We start from the raw sequence: 12,963 nt of genomic DNA on the forward strand, positions 1-12,963 counted from the left end.
TTCCCTATTCAATGTAATCATCGGGATACAGACTGTCGGGCGGCGTGTGGACATTGACCGGCAGAATAACTTTTCTGTTTTCTGTAATATAAGGCTGCATAATATCAATTCCTTTTCCCTTGGCTACAATGGACTCGGTATATTCCGCAACTGCCTTGACATCCTCCTCATCCATGTCAGACAGCATTTGCACTAAAACTGTTGCGCTTTTCTTTTTCAGTTTCATACTTTTAGCTATGTCCGATATACTCCTTAGCCATCTTTCCTTTTGAGAAAACAGCTCTCCACCGTCAACATTTTCAACAAGCACCGCTTTGGCGGCATCCCTCAAAATCTGGCACTCCCGATATTGTATTTCAATCCTGTTATCAATATATCTCATGGTATTTTTCCTTTCCCTGTTTTTCTTCATTTTAGCGTGCATATACGGAAAGTGTCAAAATTCTACGCGATTTTTTTATTTTACCTTGTTTTCTTTTTCCCTGCAATCTGCGGCATGAGAACGCTTTATACAAAAAGTCTTGTTTTTGAATGCTATTTCCCCCAAAATGCAGAATTGAAAATATTTCCTCTGAAAAGCTACGATTCAGCTTTATTGCGACTTTCTCGTTATTTGTGGTTGTTGCGGCGGTCCGGTATTTCAATTACGCTAGACCTATATGCTAATCATAAAGGAGGACTTATATGCATAAAAAAGAATACCTTCCTGCCTGTTACCGATATATCAAGGAAGATAACCGCAGTCATATATTATACACACTCGCAACTAAAAATACAAAAAATAATACTGTATCTGCTGCAGAATTTCATTCCCTCCTGTGTGCCGCAGAATTGTCATCCATAGAGGAACCACTTCCGGAGCTGATGGAGGAAGTATCCTGTTTTACTATTGTATCAAATTACAAGTGCGGCTTTATTTGCGGCTTATGCCCCTATTCTTCCCGGTATAAGAACAGATTTGCGTCTGAGGAAGAAATACTTTTGGCATACAGCCTGAAAAACTACCACAGCTTCCAGACCTTAAAGAAGCAAGGCTTGAACCCTAATATCTTCCAGTCACTTTTTCTTTTAAACGAATTTCCTTCCGGAAAGATTGTCGCAACCCTGCCATTACTAAAACTCGCATACAATTATATAGAGCATACCGCGAAACCAAACACGGATTTCGGAAAATACCCGACTGCCATTGCCGAGGCGTTGGACCAGAACAACCATGAAAAGCTTTTACCGCAGAATATACAGGCCATACGAGAATTTCTTTCCAGGCTACAGCATGAATTCAAGAATACCAAAGAGAATGATATACAACGGATTTTAGATATGTGTCTTAATCCATCTTCTGTTGCGAAGCCTTCTTCTCCTCCACCTGCAAAAAAGGAAGATACCGCACCTCGGAAATCGACTGTACCTGACAATAAACCATCTGTAGAGTGCCTGTCAGGACTGCTTCAGAATACGGAACAAAAAAAAGGCACGGAAAAGGCACTAAATGATAAACCAGTAATCTCAGAAACCAACATATTACAGCTTCATACATCCATAGTCGCAAAGCCAGCTAAAAGCGACGAGAAATCTCATTCAAAGGAAATAATAGAAGATTCAAACCTGTATCTCCCTCTCTCCTTTTCCGCAAAAGATACGGAGAATACAGGATATCCTTTTAGTATTTTGGACGGATGCCCAGGCGAACTTCATCAGTTTGAAGCATTTTTGTTGTACAATCCTATTGTGGGGGTAGAATTGGTTACGGATGGCGAAACCAGCGAAGATATGTTTTTGTTCTGCGCATCAAATTCATTTTACTATGTTCCCGTAAGAAATCCGCTCATTTTGCCGCTACTCCGCACTTATTTTTCCAAAAGCAGAGTCAGGCGCCAGGTCTGTCTGGAGCCATACAGACTGTATTATTGCTTCAGACAACAGGATCTTCCTTATGAAAATGTCTATTCTTTGAGAACTTCCTATAAGGTATTAGCCGAAAGCCAGGGGAAATGTGGGACAAAACCGCTCGCTGGTATGGTAAAGGAGCTTGTATCAAGGGAAAACCGTTACCACCTTCCTCCACATATTTTTTCTATGCTTCATTATACTAAAATGTATGAGGTGCTGGAAAATAATCCTTTGATGCATGATGCAAAAATAAGAAATGAATTTGAGATACTTTCCGGGATTGATACGCTGATGGGCATTGGATACGAATTAAAAGATGTTGCAGATTCCCCTGCCTCTCTATTTACCAGAAATCAAAAAGGGGAAACCTGTTTTTCCTACCAACCGGATATGATTATGAAAAATGGGATATGCTCTGTTACTTTCACGCTATCCGCATCCGGACCACTAAACAGTCTTGTGTCTAACCTGCTTTACCGTTTTGCAAAACAGCATTTGACAGAAAATTTCGGATACCGGATGCTGCGCTTTACTTCCGACTCGTTTACGATCGCCACTACAGAGGATAATTATGCTCAGTTGTGCGAGATTGTGGCAAATTTATCTACGTATCTTGCAGAAAAACAAGGACTTTTGCCTTTAACGATCAAAGAAGAACGGCATACATAATATATTAAAATCTATACAAAATAACAGGTATTCTATGCTCAAAATTCATAAAAAGCCTATCCCACTCTATAGGGTTCTTTCTGCACTTTAAGTATTTCGTTCCTGCCAAACATAAGAAAGAACCCTCTTTAGATTTTCTGAAATATACATGTGTTCTAAAACAGGTACATCAAAATGTGGATACAACTAAGATTGGTCAGTATCTCTATTCAAAATTCAAGTCAATATAACCTATCTCCAACACCTACACATAAAGAAATAATACAAGTTCAGTTTTATTTTTAATGAAAGTATCATAACCTTTAATTATTATTTTCATATATACTGTTTGTAGATTCAAAGCTATCATCTAAACAATATTTAAAATACGGACTCCGCAGCAAATAACAATTTTCGCATATATTTGGCGCATTTTTATCAAACTGTCGATTATGCCAATATTCGTGATATTCCAAAAATTCTCTTTTCTTTACTATATCCTCCAAATTTTCAGTAATTAGATTACCAAATATCTTTTTATCTCTAGTGTGTAAACCGCAAGGAGCAAAATTACCTTCATGACTAATAAAAAATAAATTAGTTCCACAATACTTATAATTTACCATATATGGATAATTGGCAAAATCTTTTAAGTTTATATGTACATTTTGAGAAATCATTTCATTTTCAAGTAAATTTCTCTTAATTAGCCAGTTCTCATCTTCTATATTACCCTCACAAACTAATGGAGCAAATGTAATCTTGTTTACTCCCTTTTCTTGATAAAAATAGCGAATATAATGGATTAAATCATCAGTTGTATTTTCTGGAAAAACTATTTTATGAGTAACAATATACAATGAATGTTCCTTCTCATTTCTTAATTTTATTATATAATCCAAATTAGTCATTAATCGATTAAAATCTGCGTATTTTCTTTTGCTATTATATACTTCCGCCCTATAATCATCAATTGAAATCGCAAACCAATTGATGCCGCTGCCTACAAGCGATCTTGTACGCTCCGGCGTTAAAGCCATTCCATTTGTTACAATTGCAATCTGCTCAGTATACTTTTTAGCAATCCGAACCAAGTCTTCCAAATATGGACTTAAAGTTGGTTCACAGTCCCCTTGAAACACAACATTACTAATATAACCCTTTAGTTTAGACAATATCATTTCAAAATCATTTGGCATCAAATATTCTGCTTCATGTAATCCTGCTTCAACTGTACATCTTGCTTCGCACATCACACATTTTAAGTTACAAATATTTGTGGGTTCTACTAAAACAGTTGAGTTAAATAAATACATAGTTACCTCCTCTTTCCGCTTACATTAGTATTTTTGCATATAAGTCATCTTCTATATGACAATTTCTTATTGCTTCTTCATTTTCATTTATAAATTTTTGTAATCCTTTTTCAAAATTCACTAAATACTTATAACCACTAATTTCCTTATTGATTTTTCCTACTGACTGATGCCAGTTATATTTTGTGTATGTATTTAAGAAATCCAAATTCTGCCTATCAATATCAATTATCTCTTCTGCGACCTTATACACTATTCTACTATTGCTACTTAAAAATTGCTTTTCAACTTCATACAATTCATTCCACGTGAAAACTTCTTCACCTGCAATATTGTATGTTCCTCCATATGTCGCTTCATTTCCACAACTTCTAGCAAATGCTAAACCAATATTATCGGCATGACATGCTTGAAATTCTCGTTCGCCACCTTCAGTCAATATAATATCCTGATTATGCAACATCCTATTCAGAACATACATCCCTCCAAAACTTAAATTACTTACCAGAAAATCTTTTCCAAAAACATGCCCTGGTCTAAAAACTGTAACATTAAAAAATTTCTCTTCCATTGCTCTAAAAAAACATTCCTCACCAGATAGTTTTCCCATTCCATAACTTGTTATAGGCTTGGTTTCACTTTTTTCATACAATACGCTTTTTTTAAGTACAGGTTTGTATACGCAAGACGTGGAGCAATATATATATTGTGAAATTTTTCCTTTGAATATTTCAATTGAAAGCCTTGCATCTTCTTCATTAAAACATAACATATCAATAATCACATCAGGTTTAACAGATAAAATCTTAGCTAATTCATTCTTTTCATATCGATTTCCATATATTGTTTCCACATCATACTTTAATTTTGTTTTACCACGGTTAAAATGTATAACATTATACCCCTCTTCTAAACATTTTTCAGTTATTGCTGATGACAATAAACCTGTACCGCCCAAGATTACCACTTTCATTTTTCATTCTCTCCTACATTTTTAATAAATTATTTTTATAATAACTCTCCACATCATTTAAATGTAATATCACTTTTTTAGTTAATTCTTCCGGATTATCTCTAATAAGGACATTGGGCTCCAATAAATCAGCTAAAACATGGTACATGTGTGTAACTTCCTTTTTAGGAGGCATAATAAACGCCCGCTTATATACTTCATAACTTTTCAAAAGTTTTTCATCAAAATTGTTTTTGTCGATACTAAAATTGCGAGCCGCCGGCATCCTATACAGATTTCTTATTATAGATGCCTGAATATCTTGTCCTAAAAATAATTTGCAGAATTCTCTAATATTTTTATGTAGCTCCTCTTTAATATACTTTGATACAAAAAGATAACTTGCATTAGCAGTTGACCTACACTCTCTTTCTAATTTAGGAATTTTACATATCCCTAAATTAGAATCAGTCGCCATATCAAATTCCTTAATATTCCAATCACCACCAATGCAATACGCTGCATTTCCCTTAGTAAAACATTCAATGCTTTCAGCCTGTTCCCATTTAATAGGTGCAACCTTTCTTTCATATATTAATTCTCGCAAAAAGCATATTGTTTTATACAAAGAATCCTCTGATATTGGGATCTGACTATTTGACCACAAATTAGCTCCGTAACCATATAGGAACGGTAATATAAAATAACATGCTCCTGTAGGAAAAACAAATCCATAATCAAGCTTTTTTTTCTTTTTTACTGATTCCGCAATAGCAATTAAGTCTTGCATGGTTTCTGGCACCTGATTTACAAGCTTTTTATTATAAAATAAAAGTTGATGATTCCCACCAAATAACGGTATTCCAGTTCTTTTTCCATTTACAATAGAACCTTTAACCAGTTCCTCATTAGCTAAAGAAAAAATTCCATTTAACCCTGAATCCTCAATTACCAAGAATTCCTCACTTGTCCATTTATTAAAATAGTCATTTGCTCCGATTGTACAAATTTTCTTTTTAAGCTCTCCTTCTTTCCATGCATTTGGAAAATCGTATAAATACAATGATTTCATTACGTTGCTATAATTAAAATTTGCAAATTGATTTAATCCCCAATACTCGGGAACTACGCCCATAGTTTCTTCCAACAAAAAAATTTCTAATTTTTCCATATTTTTTCCTCCCTAGTAATATTTCATATTAACTTCTATCAACATCAGTCCTTTATTGCTAAAAGTAAGCTCTATTTTCTTAGAAGTATTGCAAAAATTTAATATACATAAATGCTCAATAGATGTTCTATTAAAATGATCCGATTCAGATATTTCATAGCAAATAATACTTTTAAGAATGGGAATGCCCCTGTCCTTGAACGCAAAAATATTATCTAGCGTAATAGTCTCTATTTCCTTATTATTTCCAACAATAGGCACTGGCACAACCCCGATCCATCCCTTCAATAAACTAGGATGACACACTAAGAAACTTGCCACGTTATTCGTCACAGTAAACTGAACTAACTTACTTTCATTTAGATCCTCTCTCATTAAAAGATACTGAGTTTCAATTTCATGATATATTTCCAATACTTCTTGATTACTTTTCCAAGATAAACTTTCAGGTCTATTATTAGCTCTATGGATTCCAAACGACAAATCTTGGTTTCCAATAACCTCGTATTTCGGCTGTCGCTCTCGTCCTATATTGGCAAATCTACTAAGAAAGAACCTTACAACAATACCCATTTTCCCTTCCCGTAATGCCAATTCTTTACCCAGAAAAAGAGGATGTGCCATATCATGAGTATCTATTGCCCATAACATTCGGCAACTTTTACATTCTTGTTTCGCATTAATTAAATTTCCAAAAATTTTTCTCAAGTTAACAGAATTATATTCCAAAGAAACATCGGAATTTGTTATTAAGTTGAAACCTGCTTTCGCATACATTGTTACATCTTTTCCTAAATGATCCGCTTGCATTCCCAGACCCGGCCAAGTGTCTCTCAAATAATTTATTATTTCAAGAATCTCATTAGGAGTAAGCATTTCGGTTAACGGTATTTCTTTTTCACCTTCATTTAAAATATTGTCAAAAATGTGATCGACATAATCAATTCTTATATAATCAAACAAATAGTTTGCTATAATATCTCTCAAATACTTTTTAAAAAAGTCGAAAAAATTTTCATTCTTAATAGAATTATTTTCTATACATGGTATTTTATTAGCCTTCATTTCCAAATGTATGTAATAATTAGCATGTAACCATATAGCATGCTCCCCCTGGTTTTGTCCATACTTGTCTCGATATTCCCATATAGGCATCTGAGAATTACAGGCAAACTTTTTGAATCCTGGCACAGCAAAACCATTCCATGTATGTGGTGGTACAGTATAAAAACCCTCCTCCAATATACATCTATTTATTTCATCAATTGTCGCATCTACCTCACCATACAATAATTCTTCTGCATCTAAATTATCAATACTTTTATCCTTTTTGTGCTTTTCTACGATAGCATGGATTTCATTTTGACATTTTTTCTGAAAATCATTAGTGTATTGATCATCTATATTCATATCACTATACAAATTTTCTTTATTTTTTGATAATTTTACCCACCTAAATAAGCTGGGATTTTCTAATCTTAGAGCAGAGTCATAACTTGTATGTGGTGTAATATCAAACCCCACTGCCATATCTAATAAATGGCAACAATCAATAAAAAATTTCATCTGTTCAACAGGCATCACCCCATTATCAAGATATAGTTTATTAACAATCTCATGATTAATTCGATGAAATGATTTTTGGCAATATATAATACCTTCACTACATTCAAAAAAAGGAGCTAAATGAATACCTGTAACTCTTAAAATTGGTAAAATTTTGATTGCATTGATAATATTCCCTGTTTCAGCAACCTCATTACCTAACGCACGAAGATTAATAAAGCAGTAATCCCTCTCCATCATCCAATTCGAATCTGTTGCTTTTTCAATTACTTGACTTGGTCTTTTGCTTTCATACCCTAGCTTAAAATATAAATTAATATAAAATTCAATAAATACCATATCGTGCATATTTAGCAGTTCATTAAACGAATAGTCCGAAATACAATGCTTTACCATATATTGATTATATAAATATGCTGACATATATTTTTCTTTTTCAGTCATCATTATCTTGCTTGCACATTTATGTATTTTTTTCCAATATTTCGGCAATTCTTTTAAAGTATCATCTTTTGCTACGTTCACTCCGTACCCTCCACATAAATTTCCTTTACTACTTTTTCCAGCTTTGGTTCTTCAACTGTAAAATCTTTAACATCATATCTTCCCACAATATTATGTATAAAATGAGGAAAATCTATTTCCTCTCGCTGAATTTCAACATTAATCCTTCCATTTTCTCCAGATTCAACACGAAGAACTCCTGATCCTAAAATATCTTTATCCAAGATAATATTTTTATCATTAAATTCAAAACTTACAATTCTGCTAGCAGAATATTTATTTTTTAACTCTTCCAAATTTCCATCAAATATTTTTTTTCCTTTGTCAATAACAATAATCTTATTACAGATTTCTTCAATATCGTCTAAATCATGTGTTGTCAAAACAATTGTTGTATTTGTTTCTTTATTTATCTGCCTAATGGCAGACCTTATTTTTTCTTTAATCAGAATATCCAATCCAATTGTCGGTTCATCAAGAAATAACACGGCAGGTTTATGTAACATTGAGGCTGCCAAATCTGCTCTCATTTTCTGCCCCAAACTCAAATTTCTAACCGGTGTTAAATAGAATTCCTTTATATCTAATATATCAACCAAAAAATCCAATCTATCTTCAAATTCTCTTTTCGGAACTTCATAAATTTTTTGTAAAACAGAAAAAGATTCAGAAACTGGTAAATCCCACCACAATTGTGAACGATTCCCAAAAACTACGCCTATATTCTTAGTGTATTTTTTTCGGTTTTCGTACGGTATAACTCCATTTACTCTACAATATCCAGATGTAGGAACCATTAAACCTGCCAAGATTTTTATTGTAGTAGATTTTCCAGCTCCATTTAAGCCTATATATCCAAGCATCTCACCCTTTTTTACACTAAAACTCAAATCATCTACTGCTTTTTTAATTGTATGCTCTGTAGAAAAGAACGTTTTTATAGTTCCTCCTATCCCTTCATACTTTTTATTTAATTTGAATTCTTTTGATAAATGCTCTACTGTAATCATATCTCCTCCTAGTAATTCACAAATCACAAAATTATATTTAAAACATAGCAAGACCAATAATTAAATTTAAAAAACTACACAAGACGCCAAAAGTTAATATTTGATACTTCAAGTTCCAGTTGGCTCGAATTTCCGTAAACCCTTATACCAAACACTTATTGATAAGACCAATAATATTCCAGCCATTAAAGCAGAATACAGAACGATCTCAATCCCACTTATACCCCTATTCATTAATCCAAAAAAATCCGATGTTTCATTTAGACAAAATATTGCCGGGAAATATGCTGCTATTGGAAAAGGAAATATATAAAGCAAAACACTCTTGATAATTTGATTTTTATAAACTGTTAGCGGATTTTTAGCAGAATTACTAATTTCTACCCCCGCAGTCATAAATTCCCCACAACAAATAGTCCAGAATGCCGGCGCCGAAAACAATAGCTTAATACTGAAAAATACTACTAATCCGCATAATAGAATAATTACTAACAAAAATATATTTATTATACTTAAATGAATTTTTAAAAGATACATAGAATACAAGACAATAATCAACCCTATGATAATTTCACTCAATCCATTTATTTCAATCCGTTCCATAATGATATAAAAAATAGGATTAATTGGACGCAATAAAATTTCTGTAAACCTTCCATCTTTAATCTTATTCCATGCAAAACTCCAAATATTGTCGTTATAAAAATGATCAACGCCTTTTACCAAAACAAAAAAACCATACATAAGAAATATTTCATAAATTGTATATCCAGCCAAATTGTCCATTTGTGTAAATATCATTACAGTTAATATAAATGTATTAATCTGACCTATTACTACTGAGAATAATCCTATTAAAAAGTCAGTCCTATATTCTATTATCGATTTAAATTGCAAAGTAAAAAATTGAGAATACAATCTTAAGTATCGCATTTTTAACCTCCATATATAGCAATTTTGTTTTGTGCTTTTTTCCACATTATGCAGGAAATAACATTAAGCACGATCAACCAAAAAATCTGCAGAATTATATGTACTGCAATATCCTGCGGTTCTTTTATAATCCCTGATAATATCGACATCGGTGTATAATACATGCACTGAAATGGCAAGCAATATGCGATTTTACCAAGTACATTAAAAAAGTTTATTACTACAGGTTCTTGAAAAAATCCCCAACTGCTATTTATATTTTCAATCCCTTTACCAATTTCAATAAAAAAAGCTATTGAAACCAATTGCCCAGAAAAAAGCCCCATAATTGAATTTGTAAAAAACTGCACGCCCCAATAATTAGTTGTCCAAAAGGTTACCAATCCAACTATATACGAAAAAGTAAACATTAATAAAAATGCCAATATCGTAGATAATAAAAAATTACTCATATTAGAAGCAACAATTATATTTTTATTTGTTAATAAAAAAGCGACTAAAATTAATGGTATCAATCCTATAACTTCTCCAAGCTTTGCCCCAACATGTCTAAAAAATACCATCATTTTATAATTTATGGGTTTGCTTAAATTCATTGCTATGTTTCCCGATTTGATATCTTCTGCCATATTCATATTTTCCATGCAAGAAGTAATATTATAAAACACTACGCCAAAGCTGATATAGGCCAAATAATTATCTTGTGATACACCCATAAAGCTTCCATTAGTTTCACTATAAACTGCTTTCCAAAGATAATATTGCACCAACATATTAAACAACATCGATAAAGACCACATAACCGCTTTAAATCGGTATACATATTTTTCTTTTAAAGCATTAAGCGCAAACGCACTATATTTAGAAACGCAAATCATTATTCTTACTCCAATCCTATTTCATGTATAGCAAACTTTTCATTTAACAATACTTCTTCTATTTTCTTTTCATCACAGAAACCATTAGCCGCTCCATTACACCCTATTTTTATTGACGCAAATATTTCTGCTCTCATTAATGCTTCAACAGAATTATACCCTTTGAGATAGTAGTGTAAAAAACCTGAAAACAATGCATCGCCCGCTCCTACAGTATTTATAACTGCACTACATTTTACTGATTCAAATTTGTATATTTTATCATCTCGGCGTTCATATAACATTGCCCCTTGTTCACCAAGTCCTATCACAATAATTTGATTAGTGTACCTGCTTCTCAATTTATCAATAAAATTTTCTGGTTTACATGGTAACTGCTCATTGCTCAAAAATAAAATATCTGCACAATTCATAAATTCACTGTTAAATGAATCCTCTATGTCACTTATTACATGAACATCTGTAGCTATTAATTTATCCAATTCTTTTGCTTTTTTCATCAATGGTCTATTAAAGTTAATGTTACAAGCTATAAAAAGGTCACATGATTTCATACAATTAATTACATTACCATCTTCATTAGATATATTTTTTTCTTGTATATCCTTTAAGTCGCAATAAACCTGCCTCTTTCCTTTGCCGTCATACAAAACCACCGATGATGGTGTTTCATTCAGATCTGCCATAATATTATCAATCGCTATCCCTTCACTCTGCAACCTCTTTAGAATACGCTCTCCCTCATCATCTTTTCCCAGAAAAGATACAAGTTCTACATCATCTCCCAACGTTGAAAGTGCCCTTGTCAGATTATATGCCACTCCCGCAACATCTGAATGGATTCCATAAAAAGGATAATCTATAGGATAATAATGGATTGGAAAGCCATAAATTTTCAATGTTGTTTCTATGTTTACCAATCCGGAAACCATCACCTTCATACTTCTTCCTCCCTATTTCTTTTTTCAAAATCAGTATTTAGATATAGGTATTCATCATATACCTCTTTTCCATACTTATCCCTAATTTTTAACATATATATATCATTATGAATATGTTCTGTAATAATTCTAATAAACAATTTATTGTTGCTTACAATACCACTCCATGTTTCAAACGAACCGTTTCCATTAGCAGCGAGAGCAATACAATTGTCAACCGCAATCATTAATCTAGTATGAATATGACTATCTTTTACGCTTCGTTTATGCGAAAAATATCTGACTCCTTCTATACGATTTTCTATTTCATAAAAGGAAAAAACAACTACCTTAACACCTTTTTGTACGAGACAGTTCAGTTCATCACTAAGACATGATATATCACAATCTACATTTATATATACGTCGCCTTCTGCTTCTTTCAGAATTTCTTTTGTTTTATAAATAGCCGTATTAAACCCACGAAAGTTTAAATACACTTCATCATATTTATATCCTTTATATATTTCCAGTTCTTTTTTAGCCTTATGCAGATTGTTTTGCATCTCAAAGTGCATCTTTTCCAAAATAACAGACGGTTCTTGCGCTACATACAATAATGTTTCATTAGGAATTACCTCTACCATCCCCTTGTCTAACATATGATCCAGTGCATTATAAATAGAGGGTCTTGATATATTAACTTTTTTTGCCAACTGATACGCTGACATAGGTTTTTCACCCAGCAAAGCTATGTATAATTGTGCCTCCAATCTTGTAAAATTCAGTTTCTCCAAATTATCTAATATGTTCATCTTATCCTCCTTGCATAATTAGTTGTATATATTATACAACTAATTATGCAAGAATACAAGAGTATTTCATTAGACGCAATATAAAACAAGCTTTATATTCTTAATATATTATTTACGAATACACAAAAATATATCATGTGTAAGAATTGCGACTAAGCATGTAATAATTCCCACTTATATATAGAAAACATGAATCTTTCGCTCCGTCTTACCGCCCTGTACCAATTAACCTCTGCGCTCTACCCTGTCAACTCAACAAATATCCCCTAGTGGTTTTAAAAAAATATACCTTTATAGTTTTATTTCACTCTTATATGAGTATTTATTTCACATTATATATGTGTGAGCATCTGATAGATT

At 32.6% G+C, this 12,963-nt stretch carries 11 protein-coding genes; 1 reads left to right on the forward strand and 10 read right to left on the reverse strand.

Annotated elements, in window-relative coordinates; genetic code table 11:
• Positions 1 to 4: 4 nt before the first annotated feature.
• The gene (locus VSQ61_RS17480; protein ID WP_334345671.1) at positions 5 to 382 is read right to left on the reverse strand and encodes a hypothetical protein; all 378 of its coding nucleotides are present in this window, start codon (positions 380 to 382) and stop codon (positions 5 to 7) included.
• A gap of 302 nt (positions 383 to 684) precedes the next feature.
• On the opposite strand from VSQ61_RS17480, the gene VSQ61_RS17485 reads away from it, so the two are divergent.
• Positions 685 to 2,559, forward strand: a complete 1,875-nt coding sequence (locus VSQ61_RS17485; protein ID WP_334345672.1) for a hypothetical protein — start codon at positions 685 to 687, stop codon at positions 2,557 to 2,559.
• 302 nt (positions 2,560 to 2,861) lie between these two features.
• Here the strand turns inward: VSQ61_RS17485 and VSQ61_RS17490 are convergent, their stop codons facing one another.
• From VSQ61_RS17490 to VSQ61_RS17530, 9 genes are all read right to left on the reverse strand, one after another.
• The gene (locus tag VSQ61_RS17490) at positions 2,862 to 3,854 is read right to left on the reverse strand and encodes a radical SAM protein (RefSeq protein ID WP_334345673.1); all 993 of its coding nucleotides are present in this window, start codon (positions 3,852 to 3,854) and stop codon (positions 2,862 to 2,864) included.
• Between the two features lie 19 nt (positions 3,855 to 3,873).
• Positions 3,874 to 4,827: an NAD-dependent epimerase/dehydratase family protein gene (locus tag VSQ61_RS17495; protein WP_334345674.1), complete on the reverse strand. Its 954-nt coding sequence runs from the start codon at positions 4,825 to 4,827 to the stop codon at positions 3,874 to 3,876.
• 13 nt (positions 4,828 to 4,840) lie between these two features.
• Positions 4,841 to 5,977: an extracellular solute-binding protein gene (locus VSQ61_RS17500; protein ID WP_334345675.1), complete on the reverse strand. Its 1,137-nt coding sequence runs from the start codon at positions 5,975 to 5,977 to the stop codon at positions 4,841 to 4,843.
• A gap of 12 nt (positions 5,978 to 5,989) precedes the next feature.
• Complete coding sequence (locus VSQ61_RS17505; RefSeq protein ID WP_334345676.1) at positions 5,990 to 8,068, reverse strand: hypothetical protein; 2,079 nt, start codon at positions 8,066 to 8,068, stop codon at positions 5,990 to 5,992.
• Positions 8,065 to 9,057 (reverse strand): ABC transporter ATP-binding protein, encoded by a 993-nt coding sequence (locus VSQ61_RS17510; protein WP_289499995.1) that lies wholly within the window; start codon positions 9,055 to 9,057, stop codon positions 8,065 to 8,067. The genes VSQ61_RS17505 and VSQ61_RS17510 overlap by 4 nt, the downstream gene beginning before the upstream one ends.
• Before the next feature lie 108 nt (positions 9,058 to 9,165).
• Complete coding sequence (locus VSQ61_RS17515) at positions 9,166 to 9,990, reverse strand: ABC transporter permease (protein ID WP_334345677.1); 825 nt, start codon at positions 9,988 to 9,990, stop codon at positions 9,166 to 9,168.
• 2 nt (positions 9,991 to 9,992) lie between these two features.
• Positions 9,993 to 10,868, reverse strand: coding sequence for an ABC transporter permease (locus VSQ61_RS17520; protein ID WP_334345678.1), 876 nt, complete (start codon positions 10,866 to 10,868; stop codon positions 9,993 to 9,995).
• Between the two features lie 5 nt (positions 10,869 to 10,873).
• Positions 10,874 to 11,809, reverse strand: coding sequence for a carbohydrate kinase family protein (locus VSQ61_RS17525; RefSeq protein ID WP_334345679.1), 936 nt, complete (start codon positions 11,807 to 11,809; stop codon positions 10,874 to 10,876).
• A complete protein-coding gene (locus VSQ61_RS17530; protein WP_334345680.1) occupies positions 11,806 to 12,603 on the reverse strand; it encodes a TrmB family transcriptional regulator in 798 nt (265 codons plus the stop codon). Before VSQ61_RS17530 ends, VSQ61_RS17525 begins: the two co-directional genes overlap by 4 nt.
• Positions 12,604 to 12,963 lie beyond the last annotated feature (360 nt).

It is taken from the genome of Candidatus Merdisoma sp. JLR.KK006 (assembly GCF_036941035.1).
In the GTDB taxonomy this organism is placed as follows: Bacteria; Bacillota; Clostridia; order Lachnospirales; family Lachnospiraceae; genus Laedolimicola.

Coding starts and splice junctions, on each gene's coding strand:
- VSQ61_RS17480 (WP_334345671.1), bottom strand. CDS start 382: ATGAGATATATTGATAACAGGATTGAAATACAATATCGGGAGTGCCAG.
- VSQ61_RS17485 (WP_334345672.1), top strand. CDS start 685: ATGCATAAAAAAGAATACCTTCCTGCCTGTTACCGATATATCAAGGAA.
- VSQ61_RS17490 (WP_334345673.1), bottom strand. CDS start 3,854: ATGTATTTATTTAACTCAACTGTTTTAGTAGAACCCACAAATATTTGT.
- VSQ61_RS17495 (WP_334345674.1), bottom strand. CDS start 4,827: ATGAAAGTGGTAATCTTGGGCGGTACAGGTTTATTGTCATCAGCAATA.
- VSQ61_RS17500 (WP_334345675.1), bottom strand. CDS start 5,977: ATGGAAAAATTAGAAATTTTTTTGTTGGAAGAAACTATGGGCGTAGTT.
- VSQ61_RS17510 (WP_289499995.1), bottom strand. CDS start 9,057: ATGATTACAGTAGAGCATTTATCAAAAGAATTCAAATTAAATAAAAAG.
- VSQ61_RS17515 (WP_334345677.1), bottom strand. CDS start 9,990: ATGCGATACTTAAGATTGTATTCTCAATTTTTTACTTTGCAATTTAAA.
- VSQ61_RS17520 (WP_334345678.1), bottom strand. CDS start 10,868: ATGATTTGCGTTTCTAAATATAGTGCGTTTGCGCTTAATGCTTTAAAA.
- VSQ61_RS17525 (WP_334345679.1), bottom strand. CDS start 11,809: ATGAAGGTGATGGTTTCCGGATTGGTAAACATAGAAACAACATTGAAA.
- VSQ61_RS17530 (WP_334345680.1), bottom strand. CDS start 12,603: ATGAACATATTAGATAATTTGGAGAAACTGAATTTTACAAGATTGGAG.